The 15,468-nt window shown below is 48.6% G+C and carries 10 protein-coding genes; 7 read left to right on the forward strand and 3 right to left on the reverse strand.

Annotated features, from left to right (window positions below; all coding sequences use genetic code 11):
* Window positions 1-44: 44 nt before the first annotated feature.
* Complete coding sequence (locus KW844_RS15350) at window positions 45-4,115, reverse strand: two-component regulator propeller domain-containing protein (RefSeq protein ID WP_218377670.1); 4,071 nt, start codon at window positions 4,113-4,115, stop codon at window positions 45-47.
* 585 nt (window positions 4,116-4,700) lie between these two features.
* Here KW844_RS15350 and KW844_RS15355 point away from each other — a divergent pair.
* Window positions 4,701-5,522 carry a DUF4350 domain-containing protein gene (locus KW844_RS15355; protein WP_218377671.1) on the forward strand — a complete coding sequence of 274 codons (822 nt, stop codon included), beginning with the start codon at window positions 4,701-4,703 and terminating at the stop codon, window positions 5,520-5,522.
* On the opposite strand, the gene queG is transcribed toward KW844_RS15355, so the two are convergent.
* Window positions 5,523-6,440 carry a tRNA epoxyqueuosine(34) reductase QueG gene (queG, locus tag KW844_RS15360; protein WP_218377672.1) on the reverse strand — a complete coding sequence of 306 codons (918 nt, stop codon included), beginning with the start codon at window positions 6,438-6,440 and terminating at the stop codon, window positions 5,523-5,525.
* Window positions 6,441-6,537: 97 nt separating this feature from the next.
* Here queG and KW844_RS15365 point away from each other — a divergent pair, with 97 nt between their 5' ends.
* Window positions 6,538-8,547, forward strand: a complete 2,010-nt coding sequence (locus tag KW844_RS15365; protein ID WP_218377673.1) for a transglutaminase domain-containing protein — start codon at window positions 6,538-6,540, stop codon at window positions 8,545-8,547.
* A 2-nt stretch (window positions 8,548-8,549) separates the two neighbouring features.
* On the forward strand, window positions 8,550-10,454 hold the full coding sequence (locus KW844_RS15370; protein WP_218377674.1) for a DUF3857 domain-containing protein: 1,905 nt from the start codon (window positions 8,550-8,552) through the stop codon (window positions 10,452-10,454).
* Between the two features lie 59 nt (window positions 10,455-10,513).
* On the opposite strand, the gene KW844_RS15375 is transcribed toward KW844_RS15370, so the two are convergent.
* Entirely contained in the window at window positions 10,514-11,791 is a 1,278-nt protein-coding gene (locus KW844_RS15375; protein ID WP_218377675.1) for an OmpA family protein, read from the reverse strand.
* Window positions 11,792-12,167: 376 nt separating this feature from the next.
* On the opposite strand from KW844_RS15375, the gene KW844_RS15380 reads away from it, so the two are divergent.
* The 4 genes from KW844_RS15380 (at window position 12,168) to KW844_RS15395 (ending at window position 15,412) form a co-directional block, all read left to right on the forward strand.
* Window positions 12,168-12,377 carry a hypothetical protein gene (locus KW844_RS15380; protein WP_218377676.1) on the forward strand — a complete coding sequence of 70 codons (210 nt, stop codon included), beginning with the start codon at window positions 12,168-12,170 and terminating at the stop codon, window positions 12,375-12,377.
* A 127-nt stretch (window positions 12,378-12,504) separates the two neighbouring features.
* Window positions 12,505-13,701: a glycine betaine/L-proline ABC transporter ATP-binding protein gene (locus KW844_RS15385; RefSeq protein WP_218377677.1), complete on the forward strand. Its 1,197-nt coding sequence runs from the start codon at window positions 12,505-12,507 to the stop codon at window positions 13,699-13,701.
* Window positions 13,702-13,723: 22 nt separating this feature from the next.
* Complete coding sequence (locus tag KW844_RS15390) at window positions 13,724-14,548, forward strand: proline/glycine betaine ABC transporter permease (RefSeq protein WP_218377678.1); 825 nt, start codon at window positions 13,724-13,726, stop codon at window positions 14,546-14,548.
* A gap of 15 nt (window positions 14,549-14,563) precedes the next feature.
* Window positions 14,564-15,412, forward strand: coding sequence for a glycine betaine ABC transporter substrate-binding protein (locus tag KW844_RS15395; RefSeq protein WP_218377679.1), 849 nt, complete (start codon window positions 14,564-14,566; stop codon window positions 15,410-15,412).
* The last annotated feature ends 56 nt before the right edge of the window (window positions 15,413-15,468 follow it).

Below are 15,468 nucleotides of genomic sequence, written 5' to 3' on the forward strand. Positions count from 1 at the left end.
GCAGGGGTAGCGGATTGTTAATATATCCGCTACCATGGCTGGTTTTATTTCTTCCTGCTATATACGGAAGGTAGTTCGTTAAATTCCATCTTAAAGTACTTGGTGAAGTATTTTGGGTTGTTAAATCCGACTTCATAGGCCACCTCGGCTACCGTCAACTGACTTTTTTCCAGGAGCTGGGCTGCTCTTTTTAGCCGGATGCTGCGGATAAATTCTATGGGCGATTTGCCGGTGATGGATAAAATTTTCTTGTAAGCGGATACGCGACTCATGAAAAGGGCGCGACTCAATTCCTCCACCGAAAAGTCGGGGTTGGAAATATTTTGTTCTACAATCCCGATGGCCTGCTGGATAAATTGCTCGTCGGCCGACGAGATTTCAATTTCACTCGGGTGGGCATCAAAATGCTGCCGGAAAGTTTTACGAAGCGATTGCTGTTGCTGTACAATATTCCGGATTTTGGACAGTAGCATTTCAAAGTTGAACGGCTTGGTCACATAATCCGTAGCGCCGGTTTCCAGGGCTTCCAGTTGCTGGGCTTCCTCAGCCCTGGCCGTCAGCAGGATAATGGGGAGGTGATTGGTTTTGGCGCTGGCACGTACCTTTTTGCACAGCTCAAGGCCATCCAGGTGGGGCATGGCAATATCACTCACGATCAGCTGCGGCTGGTAGGTTTGCAGCAGCTTCCAGGCTGCCAGCCCATTTTCGGCTTCCTCCACATGGTAGTACTGACTCAGGTTGTCTTTCAGGTAAAAACGGAAATCCTCGTTGTCTTCAACCAGTAATATTTTAGGCAGGTCTTTCTGATTAGTTTGGGGAGATGCGGGTGCCGCTTCCGGCAAAGTCCTCACCTGGCTGCTAACGGTACCGGCTATAGCAGCTGCGCTCTGCACCGGCAGAGACACCGTAAAGCAACTGCCCATCTCCGGAGCGCTGTCCACCACAATAGTGCCTCCGTGCAACTTTACAAACTCGCGGGTAATGCTCAAGCCTATACCGCTGCCCTGGTTCATTACTGCGCCGGCTACATCATGCTGGAAGAAACGTTCGAAAATATGTGCCTGCTGTTCCAGTGGAATGCCGATGCCGTTGTCTTTGATAAGGATTTGTACTTGCGACTCCTGTGCATCGTATTGTAGTTCCACGGCTATTTTTCCATAGTCCGGCGTGAACTTGAAGGCGTTGGAGAGGAGATTGAAAATGATTTTTTCCATCTTGTCTGCGTCGTAGGCCATTGGGAGCGACTGCACATTACTATGAAAATCCAGTTGTATATGTTTTTTCTCGGAGAGATCGGAGAACCCGTGTGTCAGCTCTTTAACGAATGCGGCGAGGTCGCCGGGAGTGGTATGCAGTTTGATTTGCTCTACTTCCAGTTTACGGAAGTCGAGCAGCTGGTTTACCAGGTTAAGCAGGCGGCGGGCGTTGCGCTGCATGAGCTGCAGTTGTCCGTTAAGTTGTTTGTCGTTTCCGGTGCTGATTAACCGCTCCAGTGGTGTGATGATGAGGCTCAGTGGCGTCCGGAATTCGTGACTAACGTTGGTGAAGAAACGAATTTTCAGGGAGTCGAGTTCGTGCATGCGTTCTGCTTCGCGGATCTGCTGGGCCACGCTGAATTTGAGGCGTTCTCTTTCCAGGATGATCCTGCGTGCCAGCACCAGTGCGCCTATGATCAGCAGGGCGTATAACAGAAACGCCGGCCATGTTTTCCAGAATGGTGGCAGGATGCGGATGTGTAGTGTAGCGCCGGTATCATTCCAGATGCCGTCGTTATTGGAGGCCTTTACCCGGAAGGTATATTCTCCGGGGTCCAGGTTGGTGAAGGTAGCTTTGCGCTGCGTACCATCCGTATACAACCAGTTGTTGTTAAAGCCTTCCAGCATATAGGCATAGCGGTTTTTCTCCGGATGGAAATAATTGAGCGCAGCAAATTCGATGGAAAAGATGTTCTGGTTATGGCGCAGCGTCACCGATTGGGTGAGGGGGATGGCCACAGTTAAAATGGTGCGCCCTTGTAGTTGCTGCCCAGGTTCTATACGTTGGTTGAACACCTGAAAATCGGTGAGCACCACGGGCGGTAAATTTCTGTTGAGTATAATCTGGTCAGGATAGAAGAGGTTAAAACCGTTGCCACCACCGAATATCAGCTCTCCTTTGCTGGTACGCAGCGCAGCGTTTTCATTGAATTCTTTGCCTTGCAGTCCATCTGATTCATCGTAGTTTTTGAAGGTAAACGCCCCGCTTTTTTCCTGAAGGTTGGATAGGCCGTTGGGGGTGCTCATCCAGAGGCCGCTGTGGTCATCTTCCAAAATATTCAGCACGGTATTGCTGGGTAGTCCATCTTCTTTCCGGAAGTTCCGGAAAGTGTTTTTTGCAGGATCGTATAAGCTGAGTCCATCGCGGGTGCCCGTCCAGAGGCGCTTGTGGCTGTCCTCAAAGAGGCATACGATGTTATTATGGGGGAGGCTGCCGGCTTTGTTGCTGCTGTTAAACTTAGTGGTGGCGCGGGTTGCAGGATTGTAGGCCGTTAGTCCTTCGCTGCTGCCTACCCATACCTGTCCGTTATGATCCTGGAGCAGCGCGGATACGTAACGGGAGGTAAATATTTTATTCATGCGCCGGAACTGGCCGGTGGCAGGGTTAAAGAGGTTTACGCCGCCGTTGAGGGTGCCCACCCAAAGCTGGTGCTGGTGGTCTTCCATCAGTTCCCACACGCTGTTGTCGCTGATCGTTGTTGAGTCGGCGGGGTTATGCTTGTAGTGCACAAAACCATTGCCGGTAAAGCGATCCAGCCCGCCAAAGTAAGTGCCTGCCCAGAGCTGCCCCTGGTGGTCGATCAGTAAACTTACCACTACATTGCCGGAAATGCTGGCAGGGTTGGCAGGATCATGCTTGTATTGTTTGAAGGTATTGTTACTACGGTCGTAATAGATCAGTCCTCCGCCATTGGTACCTATCCAGAGGTTGCCTTTGGCATCTTGCACAAAGCGGTTGACGTCATCAAAGGGCAAACTGTTACGGTTATACGCCTGGTATTGAAACAGGGGGAATTTTACCATGTTTTCATGGTAGTAGTTCAGCCCTTTTTTGAAGGTGCCTATCCATATGATCCCGCTATTGTCGCGGTAAAGCGTGGTAATACTGTTTTGACTGAGGCTCCTGCGGTCGTCAGCTATATTCTCAATGTATTGTACTGTTTTTTTGCTTTTGTTAATGACGTTGATGCCGCCGTGATCCGTTCCTATCCACACTTCTCCGGGATTGCCGGGTACAATTCCCCTGACGATATTATTATTCAGGGAGATGCCGGGTGACGTTTGGCTGATGTGCGTCCATTTATCGGCGGCGGTTTCATAGTACCACACACCGTTGTCTTCTTTGTCGCCGTAGGTCCAGAGGTCCCCGTCCGCATCCATGCACAGCGTGTAGCCGCCGCCGTTTTGCTGCTGCAGGGTGGTGTTTCGGTGCAGTACCTTTCCGGTGGTGGCATCCAGCATTTCGAGGATGCCATTGCTATGTATGATCCAGTAATGTCCTTTATGGTCTGCTACCAGGTCTGCTACGGAGGCAGTGGCAATGCTGGCTGGCTGTTGCGTTGCCGGCAGCAGGTGTATGGTGGGTTTGCCGGTTTGTGTCAGGTAGATGCCATTGCTGTCTTTCAGAAAAATGTAGCGTTCCTTATCGCGGATCACGTCGCTGATGGTGCTGGTATGGATGCCCAGTTGTTGCAGCAGGCGTTCGGGATGATGATCAAATTTGTTGGTAGCGGGGTGGTAGAGGTCAATGCCATTGCGGGTAAAGAGCCATAGGGTGTTACCAGGGCCGGGCTGTATTTTTTCGATGGTATTGTCAGACAGGGTGGTGGTGTCCCTGGCGTCGTGCTGGAAGCTGCGGAAGTTGTAGCCATCATAGCGGTTCAGCCCTGATACAGTGCCTATCCACATGAACCCGCTGCTGTCTTTATAGATGCAGTTGACCTGGTTGTTCAGCAGGCCGTCGTTGTTATCGATGTGGCTGAATTGATAATGTAATGTTTGCGCCCGCAGCGCTGCGGCGTGCAGGAATATACCTATAATGGAAACGAGTAGAAATATAACGGAAGTCCACTTCCTCATGATCACACTGCTTTGGTTGACATAACGTAGGGGCAATATAGCTATACTATGGCTAAAAAATGAGAAAGGTCGAAAGAATTCGACCTTTATTGCTAAAATTCCACGTTATGGCACTCAGGTCCATAAGAAGTTGAATATTATTTCTTGCTATATTAAACTGCAACCCGCCATTACGAAGGATTACAGAGAAGATTAATTATTGTCAACATGACAAATTATCCGCTAAAAGCTCAATAAATTGAACTATTTTTAGACTTACACAAATGTAGCGTATGCTAAACCGAATGTCAAGTATTAGCAAGTTTATTTTTGCAGATTTTGCAAGTATTTTAGCTTGATAAGTTTAGCTGACTGCTGCAACTGATTTCCGGGATTTACCCGGCCTCCGCCGGGTAAATCCCGGGGGGGTGGGCGGCTGCCGTAGGCAGCTGCTCAACTCCGGTAAAAGTAATAGTTTGGAAATTCCTAACTATCCCGGGCTGTAGGCTCTTGCAAAAGAAAAAATACTATTACTCATTGCGAAAAAGTTGCCATAATACGACTATGCAACTACTAATATTGTAATCGACTAAAGACCAATAGAAAATGCCACGTTCAAAATTTTTCCGCGGAGTGCTCTCAGTGATGCTAATAGCCATGAGTGCGCCCGCCTGGGCACAGCAATCACCCGCAAAAGAGACGAAAGTTACGCTGGACTACTTCTTTAACCACGAATTCAAAAAGGATAAAGCCGGCAACACCATCCGCTGGCATTATACCTGGGAAGAGCAGGAGTATGGCGGATTCTCCCTTTGGGGCCACATCTTTGATTCCCTGGGCGCCAAACGCGATACCCTGGCAGCGGCACCGTCAGCCGCCACTCTTAAAGGCACAGGGATCTATATTATCGTAGACCCTGATACTGAGAAAGAAACGACTTCTCCCAACTATATGACGGATGCCTACGCGAAAGCCATCTATAACTGGGTGAAAGCCGGTGGGGTACTGGTATTGCTGCAAAATGACTCCCTGAATGCTGAGTTCACCAATTTTAATAAACTCTCCGACCGCTTTGGTATTCACTTCAACGGGGATTCCAAAAACCGCGTGCAGGGCCGCAATTTCGAACAGGGAGCCGTGTTTTTCCCGGCAAACCACGAAATCTTCCCGAACGTGAAAAAGGCTTACCTCAAGGAAGTGTCCACCCTCACCCTCAAAGCACCTGCCAGAGCGGTACACACCGATGCGGATAACAACATTCTCATGGCGGTGGCCAAAGTAGGCAAGGGTACTGTATTTGCAGTGGGAGACCCCTGGTTTTATAATGAGTACACAGCTGCGGGAAAGTTGCCTGCCGAATTCCAGAATTACAACGCCGCCGCCGACCTGGCCGCATGGCTGCTGAAGCAGGTGCCCGCAAAAAAATAATTATTTCAGATCCAGGAACTGCAGGTTACGGCGTATGCCCGCAAACTTGCTGCGCTTGAGCGGTGAATGACGGAAGATGGTTTTAAACGCCTCTTCCGTCATCTCCTCCCAGTCGCTGGTAGTAAAATTCAGAATGGCAGGAATAGGGGTAAAAGCCGCTTCAGTATTAGCTTTGGAAAAACGATTCCACGGGCATACATCCTGGCAGGTATCGCAGCCAAACATCCAGTTGTCGAAACTGCCCTGCATCTTTTCGGGGATCAGCTGATCCTTCAGTTCAATGGTAAAATAGGAAATACAACGGCTGCCGTCGACCACGCCGGGCTCCACGATAGCCCCGGTAGGACAGGCATCCAGGCAACGGGTACACGTGCCGCAGTAGTCTGCCACCGGCCCGTCATACTCCAGCTCGATATCGGTAATAAGTGTCGCTATAAAAAAGAAAGAACCGGACTGCTTGTTGATGATATTGCCGTTCTTACCCATCCATCCCAGCCCGCTGCGCCTGGCCCAACTCCGCTCCAGCACCGGCGCTGAATCCACGAAACCACGGCCCTGCACCGCACCAATCCGCTCCTGCATCCTGGCCAGCATCGTTTTTAATTTTGCCCGTATCACCTCGTGGTAGTCCTCCCCGTAAGCATACTTGGAAACTTTAGGGGCATCGGCACGCTGCTTTTCCGAAGGGAAATAGTTGTATAAAAGTGTGATAACGGATTTGGCACCGTCTACCAGCTTGCGGGGGTCTATACGCTTGTCGAAATGGTTTTCCATGTAATGCATGCTGCCATGCATTCCCTTTTTCAGCCACTGCTCCAGCCTGCGGGCATCATCGTCCAGCTGCACCGCCGCCGATATGCCACAGTAATCAAAACCCAGTTCCCTGGCAAGATCTTTTATATACCTCGTTTGTTCCACATTGCGAAATTACAACTTGTCCTGTTTAATTCCCTGCTGACCATATTTGAGTACTTTTTTTAGATTTGCAAAAATTTATACCTATACCATCTAAATTATGCGCTATCAATTTGTCGCCCTGGCACTCCTTGCCAGCTGTTTGTTATCTGTAGTGGCCGTTGCTCAGGACGGATCTAAAATGAAGTTTGGAAAAGTAGAGCCTGCTGAATTTAATGTAAGCTTTGATAAAGATACCGGCGCACACGCCATCCTGATTTCCGAAATCGGCAGCTCCACCTTCGATACCTATAAGGGGGACCTATGCCTGATGTACCGGGTTCATCGCCGTTACAAAGTAGTAGATAAAGCAGGATTCGACTACGGCGAAGTTTCCATCTCCCTGGATAAAACCAGCCGCGGTATGGAAGAAGTCAATAAAATCAAAGCTGCCAGCTATAACCTGGAAAATGGTCAGATCGTAGCCAGCAACCTCAGTAGCAAAGATATATTCACTGAAAAAGTAGACGAAGTAGGAGAAATCAAAAAATTCGCGATCCCCGGTGTCAAAGCCGGCAGTATCATCGAATACAGCTATGTTATCACTTACCCGGTTTGGGAACTGATCCCTACCTGGAAGTTCCAGCATTCCATTCCCACCCTGTGGTCGGAATATACGGTAGCCATCCCTGAGTTTACCCGCTTTATGCGCGTAGGACAAGGGTTCATCACCTTCGATGTAAATACAAAGAGAGATTACCGGACTACCTTTAGCTTCCGCTATGAGCCGCAGGGTAATACCGGCGCCTCCCAAAATGCTACCATGACGTCCAACGTTACAGAATACCGGCTCGCTGCCAAAGATGTAATGCCTATACGCCCGGAAAGCTTTATTACCTCAGTGAACAACTATGTAGCCCAAATCAAATTTCAATTGGCATCCACCATCATCGGCGGGGTGGAAACCAACTTCTCCAACACCTGGCCTAAACTGATGGAAGAACTCAATAAGAACCAGGAATTTGGCGCCGCCATGGAAAAGAATAACAACTTCATGGACAATACCACCAATGAGATCATCAAAGGTGCCACCACCGAGGAAGACAAAGCCAGAAGAATCTTTAACTGGGTAAAATCCAATATCATTTGTACCGACGATCGTGCGCTCGGTACCACCCAAAAATTAAAAACCACCCTTACCAGCAAAAAAGGAGCAGTATCTGATATCAACCTGCTGCTGGTGGGCCTCCTGCGCCGTGCTAACCTCAACGCATACCCGGTAATACTCAGTACCCGCGATCATGGCTACGTGAGCTTCTACCCATTGATGTCTTCCTTCAATTACGTGATCGCAATCGTGGAAGTAGACGGTACGCAAATCAAACTGGACGCTTCTCACCCAATGCTGGGCTTCAATAAACTGATGCCCGAAACCTATAACGGCGACGCCAGAATTGTGGATGGCATTGGTACCGCTATCACCATTTCTCCGGATTCCCTCAAGGAAATTGCCATCACCACCATTTCCATGGAACGTAGTGCTGAAGGTGCTTTTGTAGGAAAATTCCAAAAACGTCCTACCTACCTGCAGTCCTATGATATCCGTAATGCCATCAAAAACAAGAAACTGAATGGCTACAAGGAATCGCTGCAAAAAGCATACGGAGAAGATATCGAAATCACCAATACAACAGTAGAAGACCTTGACAGCCTCGATGGATCAGTATTAGTGGACTATGATTTTAAAATGAATAATGCCGGCGATGAAGATATTCTCTACATCAAACCTATGATGGGAGAGGAGTACAAGCACAATATCTTTAAATCGGAAGATCGTAAGTTCCCGGTGGAAATGAATGCGGTGATGGATGAAATATATACCCTCAACCTCACTGTACCTGAAGGATACGTAGTAGATGAATTGCCGAAATCCAGCATCGTTAAATTTAATGACGACGAAGGCATATTCCAGTACCTGATCCAGGAGGCTGGTGGCCGCATCCAGATGCGTAGCAGGATCAAATTTACCAAAGCCACCTTCCTGCCGGAAGATTATGCCAGTCTGCGTGAGTTTTACGATGTAGTCGTTAAAAAACAGGCAGAACAAATTGTACTAAAGAAAAAAGCTTAACCTTGAAGTATATAGCTACCTGTCTGCTGTTAGTTGGCCTGGGCATGCCCGCCCTGGCAGCAGACCCATACTACCCCGCTTCGGCCATCCCCGAAGCCCTGAAAAAAAATGCGCATAGTGTAGTGCGACTGGATGAAACCACTTACCGCTATATAAGTCCGAAAGAAATACGTTACGTCCACCACCAGGTAGTAACTATTCTGGACAGGGAAGCGGATCACCGCAGTGACCTGTCGTTCTTCTACAGCTCTCTCAGGGAATTGCGCAGTGTTACCGCTGCCTACTATGATGCTTCGGGAAAACTGGTGAAAAAAATGCGCCAGAGTGATATGCTGGATCTTCCGGCCGGTGATGATATCAGCCTGATTTCAGATAGCCGTGGTAAGAAATATACCTTCACAGGCTTTGGATATCCTTACACCATTGAATTTGAAGAGGAATATAAATGCAATAGCGGCGTTTATCTTGGCAGATGGTCACCCTACACCTGGTATGATGAGCCGGTAGAAAAAGCAGTATGCAACGTAGTGATGCCTGCTGGTTATGACCTGCGCTATCGACTGCTGCAGTCCACCCTGCAACCGGAAATCGCCGACGTGAAAGAAGGTAAAAGCTATACCTGGTCCATGACCAACCTCGCACCCATGCGCCGGGAAACGAAAGCCCTGGCCATACACGAGCGCTATCCGTACCTGCTGTTGGCCCCCTCCGAAGCTAAATACGGGGATGCACAGGGCAAATTCAGCAACTGGCAGGAATTGGGTAATTTCTTTTATGCAATTAATAAAGGGAGAGATGTATTGCCGGATGCGCTGAAAGCAAAAGTTCATGCCATAGCTGATCCGCTGAAAACACAACCTGAAAAAGTAGCCGCGCTGTACAAGTACCTCCAGCAAAACTACCGCTATATCAGCATCTCCCTTGGTGTAGGCGGCATGCAAACGATCGATGCCATTACTACCGCCCGCACCAGCTACGGTGACTGTAAAGGCCTCTCCAACCTGATGTGTGCCATGCTCAAGGAAGTAGGTATCAAAGGTTATGCAGTACTGGTAAACGCGGATGATGAACCCATGCGCATCCCGGAAGATTTTGCCACCGACTGGTTTAACCACGTAATCGCCATGGTGCCTAACGGAAAAGATACTACGTGGCTGGAATGCACCAGTAACATGACGCCGCCCGGTTACCTCGGTAGTTTCACTGCCGACCGCGCCGTGCTTATCATGGATGAAACAAATAGTAAACTGGTACACACGCCGGTATATACGCAGGCCGACAATAAACGATTCAGTACCACTAACGCCATGCTGGATGAAAAAGGCTTCCTGAAAGCCACTACGCAGGTTAATACCAGCGGCATCCTGCAGGACGACAAAATTCAGATGATCCATCTGCTGAGTAAAGAAAAGCAAATGGAATACCTGCGTAGAACTATGGAAATATCCAGCTTTGATATTACCAGCTATAACACGGAAATACATGCTAACCGCCTGCCGGATATCACAGAAACTTTTGAACTGACTGCAAATAACTACGCATCTGTGACAGGTAAGCGCCTGTTCCTGAAACCCAATATTACCAATCGTATGGGAAGTAAAGTAGAAACGGATACCGCCAGAACATCCGCCATTGATATCCCTTACGGCGAGCAATATGCAGATACAGTAAATATTACCCTCCCGGCAGGATATAAGGTAGAAACGCTTCCTAAGCCCGTTTCTGTGGAAACAAAATTCGGTACATATACATCCGCCGTGAATATGAAGGATAATACGGTAACGTATATACGAAAATACCTGATCAATAGCGGCCGCTTTCCGGCTGCTGATTATTCCGCTTTTGCCACATTCATGAACAGTGTATATAAAGCAGAAAGAAATACCCTTGTACTGGTAAAAGAATAATAGAAAAGGCGCCACAGAACAGCTTCTGCGGCGCCTTTGTATTGATTACTACAGCGTGATTATTTTTCGCGTACGCTGACGCTGATATGTCTGTCTTTTTTCCTTTCTTCATCCGGTGCATCAGCAGCAGCTTTGGCAAACTCGGCACCGTAACCTTCTGCACCCAGCAGCTGCGCGGCATCGGTGTTAAGGTTTTTAAGTCCGTTTACCACCGCATCCGCTCTGTCCTGTGACAGTTTTTTGTTGATAGCAGCATCCCCGGTTTTATCCGTATAGCCACCCACTTTAATTTTTGTTTTAGGGAAAGCTTTCAGGATCGCTGCCAGGTTGCTCAGCTGCACTTTACTCTCTTCCATTATTTCTGCACTTCCCGTTTTGAAATTGAGGTTATCAAAATCAAACCATACATCCTTGCCGGCCTGTTTGCTGCCATCTTTCAGGAAGTTGACCAGCTGGTCTTCAATACCTCCTTTATAGGCATTCAGTACCGTGCCATCCGGCAAGCTAACCTGGATACTTTCACGCACCATTTCTGTGGCCACAGGCGCAGGCGACAGGGCTGAATCCGCTAACTGTGCGGTAGTAATACTATCGGTGACTACCTCATTGTTTTTATTGCCCCCGCAACCACGCATCAGGTACCAGAGCAAAATGATGGCCACCAATATCAGCAGTAAGGACCATATCCATTTACCATTACCCGCTTGTTTTACAGTGTTTACGGTAGATGTAGCCGCTCCGGAAGCTGCACTGCCCAGGCTGCCGGCCAGGCCACTCAGTTTGGAACCGATGGCCGATAAACTGCCCAGCCCTAATATACCAGCCAGGTTTACCCCGCCCGGTACGGCATTCAGGATCTTGTCCTTCTGCGAATTTAAAAAGGCCGCAAATCCCCCGGCATTCAGGTTGTTTTGAATGGCATACTGGCCTACCGTACCCAGTGTTGCCGGTGCAGCTGATTGCAACAGGGTAGTAGCAGATGATTCCTTAATCCCGGCATACCCGGCAAGGGTGGTGGCGATAGCGCCTACCTTATCCCCAAACAAACTTCTCAGTAAATCAGCCCCTTTGCTCAGCAAAGTGCCGGCACCGCCCTGTAAGGCACTGCCCAACGCCGCAGGAGAGGCATCCGATGCCGCGCCTTTTACTAAATTCAATAATCCTCCTACATCTCCACTGCCCTCCGTTTTGTGTAATAAACCAGTTAACACCGTCGGAATAATACCCGACAGCGCTTTCTGAATACCTCCCTCACTCTCGCCTAACTGCGCGGACGCCTGGCTGATAACGTTGCCGTTAAAAAGATTTTTTGCACTCTCTAATAAGTCGAATGACATAATTTTAAGGGTTTTAAGATGAAAAAATCGTTACGTGCGGAAATAGTTCTCTTGCGCTGTAAAAAGCAATAGTAGTTAGTCAATAACAATGATGATAACTGCCTTGTTCACACTTTTTTAAGAAATCGTTTGGCTTCCTCTCCGTTTTTTCGTACCTTCGCAAAGCTTTGACGCAATTCAGACTGTTCAAAGTGCCTTCCGAGCACGCTCATTACGATAGAACAGTCAATATTTATTGGTATTGATCACTTGTCGGGCCACATCGCGCCCGGTTTCATTTCCGATTAACTGTTATCATGCAGTTCCTGCATATAGGATTTCTATGTCGCAGAGGAAAAGATCAGCATAAAAACATATCAGAACTATGACCGCTTTGATGATGCGATCATCAGTGGCATGGAGTACCTATGCCATTTACGGCCTTGTTGCTGATGGGTTTAACACTAGCTGCTGCCTGGCATCTGTTTATCCGTTGGTGTATAACGGTAACGATAGTACGAAAATAATTCAGCGCAGGATGTTTTTTCAAGCCAACAATAGTGCCGTTGCTGCTGTTATGACAGGTGGACTCCATAACTTCAGGTAATAACCAACAGCCGGCATTTATGCCAGCCTGAGCCATCGTAAGATCGGAAACGGCCATCACTATTTAGCAGATTCAGCGGGAAACAACAATTAATCAGCACCCGGATACTATTCTAAAACAACTAACGATGACACCTAAACTTAAAATAGATAAGCTTACACTGATTTTTGGTCGCGATAAGGAAACGGCCCTGCGGATGCTCCACAAAGGCAAAAGCAAGGCAGAAATCCTCGCCGCCACCGGTTGTACGGTCGGGGTAAAGGAAGCCTCCCTCGACATACATAAAGGAGAGTTTTTTGTGATCATGGGCCTTTCCGGCAGCGGAAAGTCCAGTTTGTTGCGCTGCCTGAACAGGTTGATCGAGCCCACCGCCGGTAATATCTTCATCAATGAAACCAATATTACCCAGCTCAATGATAAACAGTTACAGGAAATACGCCGCAAGGAAATCAGCATGGTGTTCCAGCAGTTCGGACTCCTCCCGCACCGGAGCATTTTGGAAAATGTAGGCTTTGGCCTGGAACTGCAAGGCATGCCAGCGGCAGAAAGAAACCAGAAATCCGCCGCCGTGATCGAAATGGTAGGCCTCAAAGGCTACGAACAACAACTGCCATCCAACCTATCCGGAGGTATGCAGCAGCGTGTAGGCCTGGCCCGCGCCCTCGCCAACGATCCGGAAGTACTGCTGATGGACGAGGCCTTCTCGGCCCTCGATCCGCTCATCCGCACCCAAATGCAGGATGAACTGCTGGACCTCCAGGAAAAAATGCATAAAACTATCGTCTTCATTACACATGATCTCGATGAGGCTATCCGCCTGGGCGACCGCATCGCCATCATGAAAGACGGAGAAGTAATACAGGTTGGTACACCGGAAGAAATTCTGACGGCACCCGCCACTGATTACGTTTCCTCCTTTGTGGAAAAGGTAGACCGCAAAGCCATTATCACCGCCTCCTCCCTGATGGATACCAAACCGGTAAGCGCCGTATTCCGTAAAGACGGGCCGGAAGGTAGCCTGCGTAAAATGCGGGCCACCGGTCTCGATATTCTGCCGGCAGTCACGGTCGACAAACACTTCCTCGGTTTTGTATACCTGCGGGAAATCCTCGAGGTCAAACGCCGCGGCGAACCTACCATCGAATCGGTTATACACCGTGAAGTACCGGTAGCCTACCCGGATACCACCGTTGAACAAATGCTGCCATTTATCGCAGAAACAGATAAACCCGTTGCAGTAGTGCATCCTGAAACAAATAAGCTGATGGGACTGATCTCCCAGACAGCCCTGATTATCGAAACCACCGGTAGTCAGACGTTATAACCCTTATGACTAAACGAAGTATATGATTAGAATCGGAAAATATATAGAACAATTCATTAACTGGCTTACCCACAACTTTGGCCCTGTATTTCATGCCATCAAACAAATGGTAGAAGTGATGGTCAACAGCGTGGAAGGGCTGCTCCACATAGTACCAGCCTATGTGCTGATTGTATTGCTGGCGATCCTTGCCTGGCGCCGTGCGGGCATCTCCATCGGCGTGTTTGCCCTCCTCGGTTTAGGTCTCATCTATGGCATGGGCTATTGGCCGCAAACCATGGAAACACTGGCACTGATACTGGTTTCAGCCTTTATCGCACTGCTGATTGGCATACCTTTTGGTATCTGGGCGGCAAGAAATAAACTGGTAGCTAAAATAATGCGACCCGTACTTGACCTGATGCAAACCATGCCCGCCTTTGTATACCTGATCCCGGCTGTGCTGTTTTTCGGATTGGGTAAAGTGCCAGGTGTTTTTGCCACTATCATTTTCGCCATGCCACCTGCGGTAAGACTCACCACACTGGGCTTACAGGGCGTTCCTGCTGATATAGTGGAAGCAACGCGCTCTTTTGGCGCTACGCGTGCACAGCTGCTATTTAAGGTAGAACTGCCACTGGCCTTACCTACCATATTAGCCGGTGTAAATCAGACCATCATGATGGCGCTGTCAATGGTAGTAATTTCTGCCATGATCGCTGCCGGCGGCCTGGGCGAAATTGTATTGAAAGGCATTACCCAACTGAGGATTGGTATCGGTTTCGAAGGAGGTATCGCCGTTGTGATCCTCGCCATCATCCTGGACCGTATCACACAATCCTTTGGGAAAAAGAAGGCCGGCAAATAACAAAATGAGTAAAACATGAACAACAAAAACATACTAACTATTTTCTTCGCATTGCTGGTAATCGGCTTCACCGCCTGTCGCCAAAATGATGCAAATACCAAAAAGATTACCATCGCATACGTAAACTGGTCGGAAGGCCAGGCCATGACCTACCTGGCTAAAAGCCTGCTGGAGAAAAAAGGATACAAGGTGACGTTGAAAAATGCAGATGTAGCCCCGGTATTTGCAGCCGTAGCCAGTGGCGACGCTGATATTTTTATGGACGCCTGGATGCCCGTTACCCACAAAGCCTATATGAATAATTTCGGCGAAAAGATTACGGTGCTCAATACCATTTTCGATGGTGCCAGGATTGGCCTCGTGGTGCCGGAATACTCCAGCGCCCGCAGCATTGAAGACCTCAAACCAATGAAGAGCAAATTCGGTGGCAAAATCGTAGGTATCGATGCGGGTGCCGGTATCATGAAAAGTGCAGAAGAGGCCATTCTTGCCTACGGGCTCGACTACCAGCTCCAAACTTCCTCTGAAGCCGCTATGCTGGCCGTACTCAAAAAGAATATCGATCAAAAACAGGAAGTAGTGATCACCGGTTGGCAGCCACATCTGATGTTCAGCCAATTCAAACTCCGGTTCCTGGAAGATCCTAAAAAAGCATTTGGTGAACCTGAAAAAATACTGACGATTGCCAATAATGAATTCACAGTAACCGATACCGCAGCAGTTAATTTCTTCCGGAAATTTAAACTGAATGCGGAACAGCTGTCCTCCCTGATCGCCGCCATTGCAGACGCCGACTGGCATGAAGAAGAAGGCGTGAAAAACTGGATTTCGAGGAACCAGGAGCTGATTGCGTCCTGGGAATAGCTTTTATTCCATACACCTGTAGAGCCGCAATGCTTGCGGCTATTCGCTCCGATCCT

Source organism: Chitinophaga sp. sic0106, assembly GCF_019219075.1.
Classification (GTDB): domain Bacteria; phylum Bacteroidota; class Bacteroidia; order Chitinophagales; family Chitinophagaceae; genus Chitinophaga.

What these genes read in the sequence shown, in the direction of transcription:
- KW844_RS15350 (WP_218377670.1), bottom strand. Translation starts at nt 4,115, where the DNA reads ATGAGGAAGTGGACTTCCGTTATATTTCTACTCGTTTCCATTATAGGT.
- KW844_RS15355 (WP_218377671.1), top strand. Translation starts at nt 4,701, where the DNA reads ATGCCACGTTCAAAATTTTTCCGCGGAGTGCTCTCAGTGATGCTAATA.
- KW844_RS15365 (WP_218377673.1), top strand. Translation starts at nt 6,538, where the DNA reads ATGCGCTATCAATTTGTCGCCCTGGCACTCCTTGCCAGCTGTTTGTTA.
- KW844_RS15375 (WP_218377675.1), bottom strand. Translation starts at nt 11,791, where the DNA reads ATGTCATTCGACTTATTAGAGAGTGCAAAAAATCTTTTTAACGGCAAC.
- KW844_RS15380 (WP_218377676.1), top strand. Translation starts at nt 12,168, where the DNA reads ATGATGCGATCATCAGTGGCATGGAGTACCTATGCCATTTACGGCCTT.
- KW844_RS15385 (WP_218377677.1), top strand. Translation starts at nt 12,505, where the DNA reads ATGACACCTAAACTTAAAATAGATAAGCTTACACTGATTTTTGGTCGC.
- KW844_RS15390 (WP_218377678.1), top strand. Translation starts at nt 13,724, where the DNA reads ATGATTAGAATCGGAAAATATATAGAACAATTCATTAACTGGCTTACC.
- KW844_RS15395 (WP_218377679.1), top strand. Translation starts at nt 14,564, where the DNA reads ATGAACAACAAAAACATACTAACTATTTTCTTCGCATTGCTGGTAATC.